Source organism: Syntrophotalea acetylenica (assembly GCF_001888165.1).
Classification (GTDB): Bacteria; Desulfobacterota; Desulfuromonadia; order Desulfuromonadales; family Syntrophotaleaceae; genus Syntrophotalea; species Syntrophotalea acetylenica.
The window spans coordinates 1,344,821-1,362,130 of the sequence record NZ_CP015455.1 but is presented as its reverse complement, the minus strand read 5'-3'; the positions used below and the strand labels follow the sequence as shown (position 1 = coordinate 1,362,130).

At 53.4% G+C, this 17,310-nt stretch carries 11 protein-coding genes and 1 pseudogene; all 12 read right to left on the bottom strand.

Features of this window, described 5'->3' with window-relative positions; all coding sequences use genetic code 11:
• Positions 1-76: 76 nt before the first annotated feature.
• On the bottom strand, positions 77-349 hold the full coding sequence (locus A6070_RS15320) for a glycosyltransferase (protein ID WP_145928195.1): 273 nt from the start codon (positions 347-349) through the stop codon (positions 77-79).
• 522 nt (positions 350-871) lie between these two features.
• Positions 872-1,498, bottom strand: coding sequence for an acyltransferase (locus A6070_RS16480; protein ID WP_072287512.1), 627 nt, complete (start codon positions 1,496-1,498; stop codon positions 872-874).
• A 42-nt stretch (positions 1,499-1,540) separates the two neighbouring features.
• Positions 1,541-3,055 carry a lipopolysaccharide biosynthesis protein gene (locus tag A6070_RS06165; RefSeq protein WP_072287511.1) on the bottom strand — a complete coding sequence of 505 codons (1,515 nt, stop codon included), beginning with the start codon at positions 3,053-3,055 and terminating at the stop codon, positions 1,541-1,543.
• A 131-nt stretch (positions 3,056-3,186) separates the two neighbouring features.
• Positions 3,187-3,519 (bottom strand): annotated as a pseudogene (locus A6070_RS06160) (IS30 family transposase); the annotation flags it as partial.
• Positions 3,520-4,719: 1,200 nt separating this feature from the next.
• Positions 4,720-5,694: a UDP-glucose 4-epimerase GalE gene (gene galE / locus A6070_RS06155; protein ID WP_072287509.1), complete on the bottom strand. Its 975-nt coding sequence runs from the start codon at positions 5,692-5,694 to the stop codon at positions 4,720-4,722.
• A 648-nt stretch (positions 5,695-6,342) separates the two neighbouring features.
• Positions 6,343-6,756: a type VII toxin-antitoxin system HepT family RNase toxin gene (gene hepT / locus A6070_RS06150; RefSeq protein WP_072287508.1), complete on the bottom strand. Its 414-nt coding sequence runs from the start codon at positions 6,754-6,756 to the stop codon at positions 6,343-6,345.
• Complete coding sequence (mntA, locus tag A6070_RS06145) at positions 6,749-7,168, bottom strand: type VII toxin-antitoxin system MntA family adenylyltransferase antitoxin (protein ID WP_072287507.1); 420 nt, start codon at positions 7,166-7,168, stop codon at positions 6,749-6,751. Before mntA ends, hepT begins: the two co-directional genes overlap by 8 nt.
• A 1,919-nt stretch (positions 7,169-9,087) precedes the next feature.
• Positions 9,088-9,888, bottom strand: coding sequence for a 3'(2'),5'-bisphosphate nucleotidase CysQ (gene cysQ / locus A6070_RS06135; RefSeq protein ID WP_268807489.1), 801 nt, complete (start codon positions 9,886-9,888; stop codon positions 9,088-9,090).
• 59 nt (positions 9,889-9,947) lie between these two features.
• Positions 9,948-10,325 (bottom strand): four helix bundle protein, encoded by a 378-nt coding sequence (locus A6070_RS06130; RefSeq protein WP_072287505.1) that lies wholly within the window; start codon positions 10,323-10,325, stop codon positions 9,948-9,950.
• A gap of 277 nt (positions 10,326-10,602) precedes the next feature.
• A complete protein-coding gene (cysN, locus tag A6070_RS06125) occupies positions 10,603-12,489 on the bottom strand; it encodes a sulfate adenylyltransferase subunit CysN (RefSeq protein ID WP_072287504.1) in 1,887 nt (628 codons plus the stop codon).
• Positions 12,490-12,654: 165 nt separating this feature from the next.
• Positions 12,655-13,560, bottom strand: coding sequence for a sulfate adenylyltransferase subunit CysD (cysD, locus tag A6070_RS06120; RefSeq protein ID WP_072287503.1), 906 nt, complete (start codon positions 13,558-13,560; stop codon positions 12,655-12,657).
• A 196-nt stretch (positions 13,561-13,756) separates the two neighbouring features.
• Positions 13,757-15,535: an SLC13 family permease gene (locus A6070_RS06115; RefSeq protein ID WP_072287502.1), complete on the bottom strand. Its 1,779-nt coding sequence runs from the start codon at positions 15,533-15,535 to the stop codon at positions 13,757-13,759.
• Positions 15,536-17,310: the final 1,775 nt, after the last annotated feature.

Here is a 17,310-nt window from a genome sequence, read left to right as displayed (position 1 = left end):
TGCTCAGTGACAATTTTATGGCAGTTATGTCTAGCTAGAAGCAACAGTATGTTCATACTTGACATTACTGATATCGCTATATCAATTTCTTTTTTTTAAGTATTTTGTCAACTTTAATAGATTTTCTGAAAAATGAACAAAATCTAGAAATTTTATTCTTTAAATCTGTTTTTTCATTTAGTGATATTACTTCAATTCCAAGATTAAGATCATAGTCTATCTGGCTATCATAAACTATTACACTAACCTCATAACATTCTAAATCAGATATGCCGTTGATTAAATTAATTGCAACTCTTTCTCCTCCACCAAATCTTAAGGTAGGCACTAAAAAAGCTATTTTTTTCATGTTGTTCACCTTATATGAAGCTCAACGCTTAGATACCTCTATTTTTAAACAAAATCTAAAAGTCACATTAAAAGGATTTTGGAATTCAAATACCGCAAACCCTTGATTAAACATGGGTGCCGTTACAATTTTAATATAATCTTGCGCATAATGAGTTCATATTACAAGATGCGCTGCTAAGATCAATATCAGAAGGCGGTGTTCAACTATATTTCCCCGGAAGCACTGACACTGATGGGGCATCCTTTGTCCTCTGTAAATCATGATCGATAACGCACTAGTATGTCTGGCGGCCTCATTCAGTGAGATGCATCCACATAACGGTGAATCTTCAGTTCTGCCAGATAAGATTTTGCGAGCACTGTTGCTGAAAATGTCCTAATCTATTCGTAACGACCGATTATTAATTAAAATTCTCAAGTGCAATTTATTTTTTTGTGATTCGTCGACCATGGCTAGCCTTTAAAATTCCTGGTTCACCAGCAAAGCCACAAAGGTCTTTCGTATTAAATACGGAAAAGATTATGCTTTCCTTTTTTTTCTCACATTGCCGATCCATTTATTTAGGTATATCAGCAGGTCTCCTGCAGCTAATGCTTCGGGAGGATATTGATCATGAACACATGCTCGCCGCCTTATTACCTTTGCCGGATTCCCACCTACCACAGCCATTTCCGAGACATCCCGAACAACTACCGCACCCGTACCACATACAGCACCTCTTCCTATTTTAGATACACCAGGTAGGACAGTACAATTAATCACCCAACAGTAATCCTCAATAGTCAAGGAATTGTAAGTTGTTTCAAAATAAGGGCTATCTACATTATGTGATGCATTAATAATGCAAGCACCATGTCCAATAATTACAAAATTGCCAATAGTTAATGGAGCCCTAATATCCAAATCCGGTGAAGATATACAACAATGATCACCAATAATTAAGTTTGCATTAGCTTTTTTTGCTAAGGCATAAGGCAAAACTGTACACTTTCCAATTTTCGCTCCCCTGTGTCTTGCAATAGCTCTAACAAGTGTGTAATATACGTATTTTTTTATTCTAGGTCCCAATCCAATCAAAAAATGTAACTTACTTCTAGAAACTATACTAGAGTCATAACTCACAATCTCAATATTTTCAATATCCATAATTGTCACTATCCATAAGAATTTGCAATAACAAAATAAAGTTTATACTTTACTACCTGCTAAAGGCATTTTTCGCCAGACACGTCTAGACAATCTCCGTAAATCCCTTGACCCCAAAAGCCCCAACAAAAGAAACATCCCTATGTAGATCACTACCGATTTAAAAAACGCTCCCCAAGTGTCTGCTGGCATTTTAATTATCGTTAAACCAGCAAGCAACGCTAGAAAAGAACCAACCGTCACATCTGCAGCTACACCTTTAAAATCAGACCACTGCAACTGCAGTTCCTTTTTAAAACGAATAATGAATAGTGAGATAGTAGCGATATAAATACACAAAGGAATAACTGCCAAGCCAATTAGCCCAAATTGCCAGGTCATCACATATAAGCACAACGCTTGTACCAATGAAGATATTCCAATAATTAGTGAAACATCATTTATGCACCCGGCAGCCATCACATAACTGCGAAATACATCAGACGCAGAGGCTAAAACCAATCCGGCTATAATAAGGAAAGAGATATAGCCAAATAAGAATTGGGAACCAGGAATCCACAAACCAATAAATGCTTTATTTAGAACCGAAATTCCACCTAGAACAAAACAACAGAACATGAGCAACTTTCCGGTAAATTCCATTAAGATGGATTTATTCTGTTTAATTCTACCGTTAGCAATCTGTTGAATCAAAGGTGGGAGAATTGAGTGAGTTGTTGTACGAATAAATGGTAAAATTGCCTCCGGTACAGATTTGATAAGTTTTAACGAAGTTGTAACTTCTGGGCCAAAAAATCGTGCAACCAGAAAGTAATCAACATTGCGAGCAAATGTTTCACCAATACGGGCAAATGTAGAAAACGAAAAAAGGGAAGCGAGCTCTTTTAACGATGTAGGTTTTGCTACGATTGATATTTTCTTACGAAAACAGACTTTCAAATAAACCCCTGAATGCCCCAACAACAAACATGCTCCATAGATAAGATTTCCCATCCCAAGAGTAAGCACACCCTGTTTTGCAACAAAAAGACCATATATTATCACGAGGATTCGAATAAAAGAGGCTGCAAGGTTTATTACGCCATAATATCCAGTCGCCTGCAAAGCCAAATTGGCAGAACTATAGGCTTGTGTATAAACAATCATCCCCGTACCTATAGCCGTTAACACAAATGCGGTACCAAGCTTCTGAGCGTCAACTGAACTGGGTAATTTCAGCAAAATATCCAGATGGTTTCCCACAAGCCAAGCAAACAAGACAATGACCAGTCCGAGGGTTAGAGTCACAAGATTACCTGTTGTCGCCATTCCAGAAAAACGAGGGATGTCCTTGCGTGCATATGCATCCCCCAAGCGTTGCATCAGCACTTGCCCGCAATCCGGAACAATAATTTGCAACCAGCTCACAATATTGCCAGATGCCAACCATGCGCCATACATATCAGCATTTAGATACTTAATATATACAGGCAAAAGAAAAACACCATAAGCCATTGTCAGTGCGAGTTGGGCATATTGAAGAAAAGCAAAAACAATGGTTTTTCGTTTGGTCGACATTTATAGAACTTTCGCAAGCAACATAAATTTTATTCTAATCACCAGCGATATATAATGGTAATTACGCGGGGTAAAAGCAAAACCCTTTCAACAGAAATAAGGGATATATTACGTTCCCCCGGGGGGTGAATTCAATTTGCAAGTGCACCACGGGCCATAGGCCAGAACACTTCATGGGGTGTCCGGTATCCGAGACATTTTCGTGGCCTGTTGTTTAACCTTTTGACGGCATCAGCAACTGCGTCTTCCTCGATTTTGCGAAAGTCGGTTCCCTTGGGAAAATATTGCCGCAGTAAGCCATTGGAGTTTTCGTTGGCACCTCGTTGCCATGCGGCATAGGGATCAGCGAAGTAAACCTTCAGTTGGGTCTTCTTTTCCAGTTCTTTGAAATTCGCAAATTCCGACCCATTGTCCAGGGTCAAAGTTTGGCGCATCGCCCGAGGGATAGGCCCAAAGGCTTTGATGCATTCTTCGGTCAGGGGCCGAGGAGGGGACGTTGTTTATTTGTTAATTAACCTCGTCGGTAGTTTTAATCTCCCCAATATTCTCTCACCAGGCGGAGTCGTATCCACGGTACTCAAGGTTTTTCAGACCTTCGAGGATAATGGGCGGAGACTGACGGACTCCGATGTAGCCGACAATTCCACACATGTTCGCGGTTCCCGCTCCTGTCCCGAATACTGACCACGATGCCCGGCAGGCCCCAGACGGAGCGCTGCAACTTACGTCACACAACGGCAAGCACCTTATTACTGAAGTTTTTACAATGCAAGTGTTTTAATTATTAAATCTCGCTACCGTTAACGGCCCCACCCAAACCCTGGGAGCACAGCCTTCATTCGGAAACCTTAGATTCCGGGACGCGGTTTGCGGTTTGCGGGACGCGAAAAACCTTTTTTGCAAGACCGCTGGAAATCTTCACCACCCGCTCGCTTCTCTCGCTAGAGGCACAGAGTGCACAGAGGAAAGGCAACGGCAGAGGTTGGCTCTGTGATGTTCTCCGTGTCCTCTGTGGCTCTGTGGTGCATGCCCTTGACGTTATCCGCTGTTATCCGATTTTATCTGTGTTCGATAATGACTTTAAATTCGCAAAGCAAAGCCTTTTATTCACCACAGATAACGGCGGATGCACACGGATTAAACCTTAAAAACTTTTTGCAACTAAGATGGAGGAGATGAACGAGATAAAATCCTTTGGCTTCACATCCCTTTTATCCCCTTTATCCCAGTTAAATCGCTTTTTATTTTGTCGTAATCAGATTTTATCCAGAAGTTTCCGCGTCATCCGCGTTCTATTGCCTTTGCTTTTTGTCATAAACCCAAAAACCTTCACCACCCGCTCGATGCTCTCGCTCGAGACACAGAGAGCACAGAGGAAAGGCAACGGCAGAGGTTGTCTCAGTGATGTTCTCCGTGTCCTCTGTGGCTCTGTGGTGCATGCCTTGGCTTTCATCATAAACCCAAAAACCTTCACCACCCGCTCGATTCTCTCGCTAGAGACACAGAGAGCACAGAGGAAAGGCAACGGCAGAGGTTGGCTCTGTGATGTTCTCTGTGTCCTCTGTGGCTCTGTGGTGCATGCCTTGGCTTTTTGTCTTATCCTTTTGCCTTGGCCTTTGACTTTACTGCTTTTACGTAAGCAATTTTCTGACCAATTTAACCTTCTAATACAATTGTTTACGGTGCCAGTGCCAGGCGGTGCGGAGAATCTCCGTGATTTCGGTGTATTGGGGTTGCCAGCCGAGTTGTTGTCTGGCGCGGGTGGCGTCGGCGACCAGGGTCGGCGGGTCGCCGGGGCGGCGTTCGCAGGCCTGGTAGGGGATTTTTTGACCGGTGACCTGCTCGGCGGCGCGGATGATCTCGAGGATGGAGAAGCCCTGGCCGTTGCCGAGGTTGAAGCCGTGGGCGCCCTGATGGTGCTCCATGTGGCCGAGGGCCAACAGGTGCGCCTGGCACAGGTCGTTGATGTGGATGTAGTCGCGCACGCAGGTGCCGTCGGGGGTGGCATAGTCCTGGCCGAAGACCTTCAGCTGCTTGGCGGGATCGAGGGCGGCCTTGAGCACGTTGGGGATCAGGTGGGTCTCGGGATCGTGGGCTTCGCCGATGTGCCCGGCCGGATCGGCGCCGGCGGCGTTGAAGTAGCGCAGGCTGACGGAGCGCAGGCCGTAGGCGGCGGCGTAGTCGCGCAGCATGCGCTCCACAATCAGCTTGGTCTCGCCGTAGGGGTTGATGGGCGCTTGGGGGTGCTGCTCGTCGATGCGCCCGGCGACGGGGTTGCCGAAGGTGGCGGCGGAGGAGGAGAACACGAAGCACGACACGCCGGCGGCGCGCATCGCTTCGAGGAGGTTGAAGGTGCCGATGACGTTGTTGCGGTAGTAGGCGGCCGGCTGGGCCACCGACTCGCCCACCAGGGATTTGGCGGAAAAGTGCATCACCGCATCGAAGCGACGCTCGGCGAACAGCCCGCGCAGGGCTGCTTCGTCAAGCAGATCGCCGATCACCAGCTCGCCCCACTGGACCGCCAGGCGATGACCGGTGGAGAGGTTGTCAAAGGTTGTGGTGTGATGACCGGCCTCGGTCAGCATTTTGACCATGTGCGAGCCGATATAACCGGCCCCGCCGCAGACTAAAATATTCATAAGGTTCCTTGTTTGGGGGTTGGATGCGGAAACCTTGGTTTCCGGGACGCGGGTTGCGGGTTGCGGGACGCGGAAACCTTGGTTTGCATGACCGTGGCCCTGAATGGAACGCGGATCCAATCTGATGCACGCGGATTTACGCGGATTTACACCCAAAACCTTTTATTCACCACAGATAACGGCGGATGCCCACGGATTAAACCTTAAAAACTTTTTGCAACTAAGATGGAGGAGATGAACGAGATAAAATCCTTTGGCTTCACATCCCTTTTATCCCCTTTATCCCAGTTAAATCGCTTTTTATTTTGTCGTCATCAGATTTTATCCAGAAGTTTCCGCGTCATCCGCGTTCTATTGCCTCTGACCTTATCCGCTGTTATCCGATTTTATCTGTGTTCGATAATGACTTTAAATTCTTAGAGCAAATCCTTTTATTCACCACAGATAACGGCGGATGCACACGGATAACTTCATATTCGATTATAATCACAGGCTCTCACCACCCGCTCGTTTCTCTCGCTAGAGGCACAGAGAGCACAGAGGAGAGGCAAAGGCAGAGTTTGGCTCTATGATTTTCTCTGCGTTCTCTGCGTCCTCTGCGGTGCATGCCTTTGACGTTATCTGATGTTATGCCCTTGGTTTTGAAGATCAGAACAGTTCGGCGAATACTGCTGCAAGCTGCTCCAGGCTTTTAACCTTACCCTGGATGATCTGGTAGACCTTCTGGCGGTCCAGTCTGAGATAATCGTGTACCAGCAGATTGCGGAAGGAGGCCATGCCTTCCAGCTCCCGGCAGAGGGGTGCCGGTATGACCTCGTTGTCGCCGAGTATCCTGAAAACGTCGGCATAGCTGTCTGGCTTGATATAGCCGCGGTCGGATATGACATGGTTGCCGATATCCAGCAGGCATTCTATGGCCAGATGCAGATACCGCTCGGCGGCGCAGTACACGAAGGGATCCTTGATAAAATCCGTCAACGTGTAGGCTTGAATGGCCTTGAGCATATCGAGGTATTCCCGCAGCCTGTCCAGTCGGGCTGCGAGCACGTTTTTGTTAACCATGGTTCCTCTCCCCCGCCAGTTGCTGCCTGAGATAGGCCTGCTGCGTCTTCCGCAACGGGGCGGTGTCAAGATAGCCGCGCAGAACGCCGGTTTCAAAATCGACCCGGAGGGGCTTGTCTTCCTTGAGCACCCGGCCATCGCGAATCACTTCGTAGCGCAGGGTGGTTGGGGCATCGTTGAGCACCACCAAGTCGAAACGATCGCTGTGCAGGGTGACGGCCAGTTGCTCCATGAGCTGCAGACGGCAGGTGAATAGGTCAAGGCCCGGATCGAGAAACACCGCAATGTCGATGTCGCTCAGCCGCCCGGCATCGCCCCGGGCCCGGGATCCGAACAGGTAGGCAAATCGGACCGTCGCCTGCCGGCGGAGAAATGCCGCGATAGTATCGATCTGTGCGCTGTTTTCTGGCATGTGCCCGCCCCTGTTTGTTAAAACTGCTGATCCTGTGAATAGTACACGGATAAGGTCCGATGTGCACGGAGAAATTCCAGGACGCGGTTTGCGGTTTGCGGGACGCGAAAACCTTAGATTCCGGGACGCGGGTTGCGGGTTGCGGGACGCGGAAACCTTGGTTTGCATGACCGTGGCCCTGAATGGAACGCGGATCCAATCTGATGCACGCGGATTTACGCGGATCTACACCCAAAGCCTTTTACTCACCACAGATAACGGCGGATGCACACGGGTTAAACCTTAAAAACTTTTTGCAACTAAGATGGAGGAGATGAACGAGATAAAATCCTTTGGCTTCACATCCCTTTTATCCCCTTTATCCCAGTTAAATCGCTTTTTATTTTGTCGTAATCAGATTTTATCCAGAAGTTTCCGCGTCATCCGCGTTCTATTGCCTTTGACCTTATCCGCTGTTATCTGTGTTCGATAATGCCTTTAAATTCTTAAAGCAAAACCTTTTATTCACCACAGATAACGGCGGATGCACACGGGTTAAACCTTAAAAACTTTTTGCAACTGGTGACGTTTCTCCGGTTTCTTCAGTAGATGATGATGCACACGGGTTAAACCTTAAAAACTTTTTGCAACTAAGATGGAGGAGATGAACGAGATAAAATCCTTTGGCTTCTCATCCCTTTTATCCCCTTGATCCCAGTTAAATCGCTTTTTATTTTGTTGTAATCAGATTTTATCCAGAAGTTTCCGCGTCATCCGCGTTCTATTGCCTTGGCTTTTTGTCATAAACCCAAAAACCTTCACCACCCGCTCGCTTCCCTCGCTAGAGACACAGAGAGCACGGAGGAAAGGCAACGGCAGAGGTTGGCTCTGTGGTTTTTCTCTGTGTCCTCTGTGGCTCTGTGGTGAAAGTTTTGGCAATCCGTGTTCTATTGGTTTTAAATTCCGGGACGCGGTTTGCGGGTTGCGGGACGCGGAAACCTTGGTTTGCATGACCGTGGCCCTGAATGGAACGCGGATCCAATCTGATGCGCGCGGATTCACGCGGATCTACACCCTGGATACCTTCACCACCCGCTCGTTTCTCTCGCTAGAGGCACAGAGAGCACAGAGGAGAGGCAACGGCAGAGATTGGCTCTGTGATGTTCTCCGTGTCCTCTGTGGCTCTGTGGTGCACGCCCTTGGCTTTCATCATAAACCCAAAAACCTTCACCACCCGCTCGTTTCTCTCGCTAGAGACACAGAGAGCACAGAGGAAAGGCAACGGCAGAGGTTGGCTCTGTGGTTTTTCTCCGTGTCCTCTGTGGCTCTGTGGTGCATGCCTTGGCTTTCATCATAAACCCAAAAACCTTCACCACCCGCTCGTTTCTCTCGCTAGAGACACAGAGAGCACAGAGGGCAGGCAACGGCAGAGGTTGTCTCTGTGATGTTCTCCGTGTCCTCTGTGGCTCTGTGGTGCATGCCTTTGACGTTGATCAGATGTTATCCGGAAATTTATTCTCCGCGTTCTCTGCGTCCTCTGCGGTGCATGCCCTTGACGTTATGGTCCTGGCTTTGGTTTGCGGCTTACCGGATGCGGAGGGAGAAGCGCTGGAAGAAGATCAGAAATCTGGCGTCGCAGTGGAGGCAGAAATACAGGCGCGTGCGGGGCAGCAGGCGCATCCATAATTCCCTGCGAATCCGTTCGAACTTTTTCTGGTGGCAGGCAGGACAAACAATTGCACGAGACGACACCGGACTTCCCTCCCTGTAGTGGCTGAAGTATGAGTGGCTTACCATGGAGTGTCAACGACATGTCAAAAACCCGACATGCTGGCGTTATATTAATCTCATAAAATTATTTGTCAATACCTTTAATCAGATCGCTCAAACCTCCCTGAACCGTGTCCTGTTACGACCCGCTGCCGCGTGCCTGCCGGCGCCTATGCCCGAGCGCCCCGCACGATGAAATGCGGGTTCAGCAGGCTGGGCTTGTTGTACCCCAGCGGCGCGCCGTCGGGGGTCTGCACCGTGCCGCCGGCGGCCACCACCACCGCCTGGCCCGCGCCGGTATCCCACTCCATGGTGGGGCCGAGGCGTGGATACAGATCCGCCCGGCCTTCCGCTACCACGCACAGCTTCAGCGAGCTGCCCACCGGCAGCGCTTCAGCCACTTCGATATTCTTCAGATACTCCGCCAATTCGGGCGACGGATGGGAGCGGCTCATCACCACCGTCAGGCCGGCTTGCGCATCGGGCGTGCGCACCTGAATCGGCTCGGGTTGCGCGTCAGCCTGCTGCACGTAGGCTCCCTGCCCCACGACCCCGACATACAGCTTGTCCTGCACCGGCACATACACCACGCCCAGAACCGGCGCGCCGCCCTCGATCAGGGCGATATTCACGGTAAACTCGCCGTTGCGCTTGATAAACTCCTTGGTGCCGTCCAGCGGATCGACCAGCCAGAAGCGCCGCCAGTTTTTGCGCTCCTGGTAAGGGATGTCCTTGCCCTCTTCCGACAGGATCGGAATCTCCGGCGTCAGCGCCTCCAGCCCGGCCGCGATGACCTGGTGGGAGGCTTTGTCGGCAGCGGTCAGGGGGGAGTTGTCGGATTTTGTTTCGACGGCGATTTCGCCGTTGTAAACTTCCAAAATTGCTGTCCCTGCCTTTTTCGCAATCTGGCAGAGTTGCTCTAAGGCCCGAGGCCCGAGGCCCGAGGCCAAAGGTTTGAAATCAAAAGGCACTGAGCTATTTTGCGAACCATTTATAGAAGGATCTGAAGTTTGGTTTGTGTTCGATTTATTCATTTATTTTTCCCTGAATTTTCTTTTTTCTGAAGAAAAGAGCGTTTGGAGTTGATCAGGCCACCGAGCATACAGGAAATCTCTACCGTTTCTTTTACCCAGGCAGTTCCGGATTTTTTCGAGATATAGTCAATTTCCATCCCTATATATATTTGTGTGCGCAGTTCACCACATGAGCCCTTTGCGTAAAGGAGAAATTTAATGCAATCTCTATCGGATTCCCGCTCAAACCCTTCCGCGATATTACTGGGAATCGAAAGGCCTGCGCGGGTGATTTGGTCTCTGAACCCAAAGTCTCTTAGTTGGCCAAGTTCTTTGTAAATTTCTGCACTCAACCGAGACCCACGCTTCCATACCTCCAAATCCTCAAAACGCATGGCACTCCTTTCAGGCCCGAGGCCCGAGGCCCGAGGCCCGAGGCCCGAGGCCCGAGGCCCGAGATAGAATCTCAAAACAAACAAAAGGCCTGCAATATAAATATCTTAAATGGGTTTTTAACTTTTTCGGCCTTGCCCCTTGCTTTAACCTTTAACCTCGGGCCTTTGGCCTCGGGCCTTTCACCTTTCACCTTTCACCTTTCACCTTTCACCTTTAACCTTCGGCCTTTGGCCTCGGGCCTTTCACCTCGGGCCTTTGGCCGCGTCCCGCGGTCCGCTACCCAAACACCTCCCGCACAATCTCCTCCGCCAGTTCCTCCGCAGACTTCTCCGCGCCGTTAACAACGATCTCCGGCTTTTCCGGGGCTTCGTAGGCGGAGTCGATGCCGGTGAAGTTTTTGAGTTGTCCGGCGCGGGCTTTTTTGTAGAGGCCTTTGGGGTCGCGCTGTTCGCAGACCGCCAGCGGGGTGTTGACGTACACCTCGATGAACTCGCCCGGCTCCAGCAGGTCGCGGGCCAGCTGGCGTTCGCTTTTGAAGGGGGAGATGAAGGACACCAGCACGATGAGGCCGGCATCGACGAACAGTTTGGCGGTTTCGGCGACGCGGCGGATGTTTTCGACGCGGTCGGCGTCGGTGAAGCCGAGATCGCGGTTGAGGCCGTGGCGCACGTTGTCGCCGTCGAGGATGTAGCTGTGTTTGCCCATGGAGTGGAGTTTTTTCTCCACCAGGTTGGCGATGGTCGATTTGCCGGAACCGGACAGGCCGGTGAACCACAGCACGCGCGGTTTTTGCCCTTTTTGTTCGGCGCGGGCCTGTTTGTTGATATCGAGAGCCTGCCAGTGAATGTTGTCGGCGCGGCGCAGGGCGAAGTCGATCATGCCGGCGCCGACGGTGGCGTTGCTGAAGCGGTCGATGAGGATGAAGTTGCCGGTGGCGCGGTTTTCCTTGTAGGGGTCAAAGGAGATCGCCTTGCCGAGGCTGAGGTTGCACACCCCGACCTCGTTGAGGCCCAGGGTTTTGCCGGGTTCCTGCTGCAGGGTGTTGACGTTGACCTTGCGCCGCAGATCGCTGATCTGGGCCGGGACGGTGGTGCAGCCGGTCTTGAGCAGGTAGCCGCGTCCCGGCAGCAGGGGCTCCTCGTGCATCCACACCACATGCGCCCGCAGCTGATCGGTATGGATGGGGCGCGCCAGGGGGGCGGACAGCAGGTCGCCGCGGCTGATGTCGATCTCGTCCTGCAAGGTCAGGGTCACGGCCTGCCCGGCGACGGCCTGCGACAAATCGCCGTCCATGGTCACGATGCGGGCCACGGTGCTTTTCTGCCCGGAGGACGGCACCACAACCTCATCGCCGGGGCGCAGGGTGCCGGAGGCGATGGTGCCGGAAAAGCCCCGGAAATCGAGGTTGGGACGGTTGACCCACTGCACCGCCATGCGGAACGGCCGGGACGCGGCGTCATCGACGACCTGCACTGTTTCCAGATACTCCAGCAGGGGCGGCCCCTGGTACCAGGGGGTGTGGCCGTTGGCCTCGATGACGTTGTCCCCCTTGAGGGCGGAGATGGGGATGGCGGTGACATCCTCGAAACCGAGCCCGGCGGCGAAGGTTTCGTATTCCTCGCGGATGCTGTGGAAGCGGCTGGCGGCGTAGTCCACCAGGTCCATCTTGTTGATGGCCAGCACCACGTGGCGGATCCCCACCAGAGAGACCAGGTAGCTGTGGCGCCGGGTCTGGGTCAGCACCCCCTTGCGGGCGTCGATGAGGATGATGGCCACCTCGGCGGTGGAGGCGCCGGTGACCATGTTGCGGGTGTACTGCTCGTGCCCGGGCGTATCGGCGACGATGAATTTGCGCTTGTCGGTGGAGAAAAACCGATACGCCACGTCGATGGTGATGCCCTGCTCCCGCTCGGCCTGCAGACCGTCGAGCAACAGCGCGTAATCGACATCCTCGCCCTGGGTGCCGACCCGCTTGCTGTCGGCCTCCAGCGCAGCCAGCTGATCCTCGAAGATCAACTTCGAATCCCACAGCAACCGCCCGATCAGGGTACTCTTGCCATCGTCGACACTGCCGCAGGTGATGAAGCGCAGCATCGATTTTTCTTCCTGCTTTTTTAGATATTGATGAATGTCTTCGGCGATTAGATTTGATTTATGACTCACAGTATCTTCCTTTCAGGCCAAGAAAAATAGGCCAAAGGCCCGAGGCCCGAGGCCAAAGGTAAAACCTAAAACCAAGCCAAAATCCGAACCCGGAAATCTTATTTTTAACGACGATTTTTTGGAATTTTGCTTTTCACCTTTGGCCTCGGGCCTCGGGCCTCGCCCCTAAAAATATCCTTCCTGTTTCTTCTTCTCCATCGATCCTGCCTGGTCGTGGTCGATGAGGCGGCCCTGGCGTTCGGAGGTGCGGGTCAGCAGCATTTCCTGGATGATCTCCGGCAGGGTGGCGGCGGTGGACTCGACGGCGCCGGTGAGGGGGTAGCAGCCGAGGGTGCGGAAGCGCACCGATTTCATCTCCACTTTTTCGCCGGGCTTAAGCTGCATGCGGTCGTCGTCGAGCATGATCAGCATGCCGTCGCGCTGCACGACGGGGCGTTTTTTGGAGTAGTAGAGGGGCACGATGGGGATGCTCTCCAGGTAGATGTACTGCCAGATGTCGAGTTCCGTCCAGTTGGACAGGGGGAAGGCGCGAATGCTCTCGCCGGGGCTCACCCTGGCGTTGTAGAGGTTCCAGAGTTCGGGGCGCTGGTTTTTGGGATCCCAGCGGTGGGTGGCGGTGCGGAAGGAGAAGATGCGCTCCTTGGCGCGGGATTTTTCCTCGTCGCGGCGGGCACCGCCGAAGGCCGCGTCGAATTTGTACTTGTCGAGGGCCTGCTTGAGCCCTTCGGTCTTCATCACGTCGGTGTACAGGGCCGAGCCGTGGGTGAAGGGGGAGATGCCCTGGCGCACGCCTTCCTCATTGGTGTAAATGAGCAGGTCAAAGCCGTATTCCGCCGCAAGGTTATCGCGGAACTCGATCATCTCGCGAAATTTCCAGGTGGTATCGACATGCATCAGGGGAAACGGCGGCCGCGCCGGATAAAACGCCTTGCGCGCCAGATGCAGCATCACCGAAGAGTCTTTACCTATGGAATAAAGCATTACCGGGTTCTGGAACTCGGCGGCCACTTCGCGAAGGATATGAATGCTCTCGGCTTCCAGTTGCCGCAGATGGGTCATGTTTAACTTCATGGAGAGTCCTTTTTAAAAGCAGGCCCGAGGCCCGAGGCCCGAGGCCCGAGGTAGAATCTCAAAATAAACAAAAGTCCTGCAATATAAACATCTTGAATGGGTTTTTAACTTATTCAGCCTTGCCCCTTGCTTTAACCTTTGGCCTTTGGCCTCGGGCCTTTCACCTTTGGCCTTTGGCCTTTAGCCTCGTACCTTTTCAAAACCCCCAAACCGCCGGTATCACCACCAGGGCCACGGCCATGTAAAGCAGATTCAGCGGGATGCCGAGTTTGAGAAAGTCGCTGAACCGGTAGCCGCCGGGGCCGTAGACCATGAGGTTGGTCTGGTAGCCTATCGGGGTGGCGAAGCTGGCGGAGGCGGCCACGGCGATGGCCACGGCAAACGGCATGGGGTCAAGGCCCTGCCGGCCGGCGACGGCCATGGCGATGGGGAACATCAGGGCCGCGGCGGCGTTGTTGGTGATCATCTCGGTGATCAGCGAGGTGGCCAGGTAGATAGCGGCCAGAAGCCCCATCGGTCCCAGGCCGCGCAGGCTGTCGATGAGATGATCGGCCAGCAGACCGGCGGCGCCGGTTTTTTCCAGGGCCCGGCTAAGGCCCAGAGCGGCGGCGATGATGATCAGCACGTTAAGCTCGATGGACCGCCGGGCTTCGACCACGGTGATGCAGCGCGTCCAGATCAGCAGGATCACCGCCAGAATCGCCGCCTTGAGAATATCGAGGATGCCGAAAGCCGCCAGCGCCACCATGGCGGCGGTCACCCCGACGGTCATCAGCCCTTTGCGGCGATCGACCCTGGGGATATCCACCACCCGGGTCATCATATAAAACTCCCGCGAATGATTCCAGCGTTTGCTGAAATCGTCGCCGGCCAGCAACAGCAGGGTATCGCCGGGGCGCAGCACCACCTCCCCCAGATTGGAGCGCAACCGCTCGCCGTGGCGATGCACGGCCAGAATGGCGGCATCGTAGCGGGCACGGAAGTTGCCTTGCTTGATGGTCTTGCCCAGCATGGGCGAGGAGCGGGATACGACGGCTTCCAGGATGCGGCCGTTGCCGCTTTCACGCAGCGTCCGGCAGAATTCGTCCTCATGCACCGGCATCAGCCCGGCCAGGCCCTGCAGGCGCAGAATCGCGTCGAGATTGCCGGTGAACAACAGATGATCCCCGCCATGCAGCACATCGGACGGCCGAATCGGCGCCAGACGTTCGTCGCCGCGCTGGATCTGCACCAGAAACAGCTGACCGAGATTGCGCAGCGCAGCCTGTTCGACGCTTTTACCCGCCAGAGCGCTGCTTTCGGGGACGAGCATCTCGATGAAGTATTCGCGGCCGCCGCCGGTTTCCATCTGCTGGGCCAGGTCACAGCGCTCGGGCAGCAGGCGCAACCCGACCAGCAGCAGAAAGGCGATGCCGGCCACGGCGCAGGGCAGACCGACCCAGGCAAGCTCGAACATGCCCAGCGACCTGTGGCCCTGCTGCAGCAGTATGCCATTCACCACCAGGTTGGTGGAGGTGCCGATCAGGGTGCAGATACCGCCGAAAATGGAGGCGTAGGAGAGCGGCAGCAGAAATTTGCTCGGACTGAGACGATGCTTGAGCGCCCAGTCGCGAATCGCCGGCGTGAACATGGCGACGATCGGCGTATTGTTGAGAAACGCCGACATGCCCGCCACCGGCCCCATCATCCGCGCCAGGGAACGGCGCCCCCCGCCGCTGCGCCCCATGACGTGGTCGGCAAAAAACGCCAGCAACCCGGAAGACTGGGCGGCATAGGCGACGATGAACAACAGCCCCACGGTCAGCATGCCGGGATTGGCGAAACCGGCAAAAGCCTCCGCCGGCGTCAGCACCCCCGCTACCAGCAACACCCCCAGCGCAGAGAAGACAATGATATCCGGCGCCAAAACTTCAAAAGCCAGCGCCGCCAGCATCAGCACGACGATCAACAGGGTAAATATGGCAGCAGCAGACATAAATCTTCAGCTTTCAGATCACAATTGTAACAACCAGATAGCAGCTGTAAGCTGTAAGCTGTAAGCTGTAAGACATCAGAACTCAGCTATAAGCTATAAGAAATGATTCGCTTACGCTCAGATTTCCGCCTGTTTCGCCCGTCGGCCACCGCACTCCGGCGGCGTCACAAGGGGGAATAAAACGGCTCCGCCGTTTTAAATCAATCTCGCAGCGCCGGTTTCCGCAACAGCCTACCAGCAAAACTGGCGACGCAATACCGATACGCAAAAGCCCTACGCAGCGCAATCGCACCAAACGGGCAGCGCCGCTGACACAAGGCAGCGCCCATAGAGCCGGAGCCTATCATAATGGCGATAGCCGACCCTGCGTCCTTTCTTTGGTGACTTTCTTTGGACGAGCAAAGAAAGCCACCCGGCTGCCGGCCGGGACCGGCGAAGTTGAAGTAAAAGCTTTTGAACTGAGCTCGCAGCTTACAGCACTCAGCTCGCAGCTTACAGCTATCAGCCCTCAACCTTTAACTTCAATACCGCGGGGTGGCGCCCCCGCCCGGCGCTTTACTCTTTTTGCTTGCCCAAAAAGAGTAAACAGAAAAAGGGCACCCCGGCTCCTGGCCCGCCTGCGGCGGGTTCCCTCCGTGCAGCACCCGCCGGGCGGGCGGAAATGATTCGCTTACGCTCAGATTTCCGCCTGTTTCGCCCGTCGGCCACCGCACTCCGGCGGCGTCACAAGGGGGAAGAAACGGCATAACGGCAAACCGGGTTTGCCGTAAACCAATCTAGCAGCGCCGGTTTCCGCAACAGCCTACCAGCAAAACTGGCGACGCAATACCGATACGCAAAAGCCCTACGCAGCGCAACCCCACCAAACGGGCAGCGCCGCTGACACAAGGCAGCGCCCATAGAGCCGGAGCCTATCATAATGGCGATAGCCGACCCTGCGTCCTTTCTTTGGTGACTTTCTTTGGACGAGCAAAGAAAGCCACCCGGCTGCCGGCCGGGACCGGCGAAGTGGAACTAAAAGCTTTTGACCTCAGCTCGCAGCTTACAGCTACCAGTCCGCAGTTCTCAACTTTTAACTTCAATACCGCGGGGTAGCGCCCCCGCCCGGCGCTTCACTCTTTTTGCTTGCCCAAAAAGAGTAAACAGAAAAAGGGCACCCCGGCTCCTGGCCCGCCTGCGGCGGGTTCCCTCCGTGCAGCACCCGCCGGGCGGGCGGAAATGATTCGCTTACGCTCAGATTTCCGCCTGTTTCGCCCATCGGCCACCGCACTCCGGCGGCGTCACAAGGGGAAATGGACGGCAAACCGGGTTTGCCGTCAAACCAATCTAGCAGCGCCGGTTTCTGTAACAGCCCAGCTGAAAACTGGCGACGCACTAAGGTCACGCAAAAGCCCTACGCAGTGCAACCGGTATAAATTCGCAGCGCCGGTGCCAAAAGGCAGCACCCTTGGAGCCGGAGCCTATCATAATGGCGATAGCCGACCCTGCGTCCTTTCTTTCCATACTTTCTTTAGACGAGTAAAGAAAGTATGCCGGCTGCCGGCCGGGACCGGCGAAGTTGAAGTAAAAGGTTCAGCACTCAGCACTCAGCACTCAGCACTCAGCACTCAGCACTCAGCACTCAGCTCTCAGCTCTCAGCACTCAGCACTCAGCTCTCAGTGCGCAGTCCTCAGCTCTCAACCCTTAACTTCAATACCGCGGGGTAGCGCCCCCGCCCGGCGCTTCACTCTTTTTGCTTGCCCAAAAAGAGTAAACAGAAAAAGGGCACCCCGGC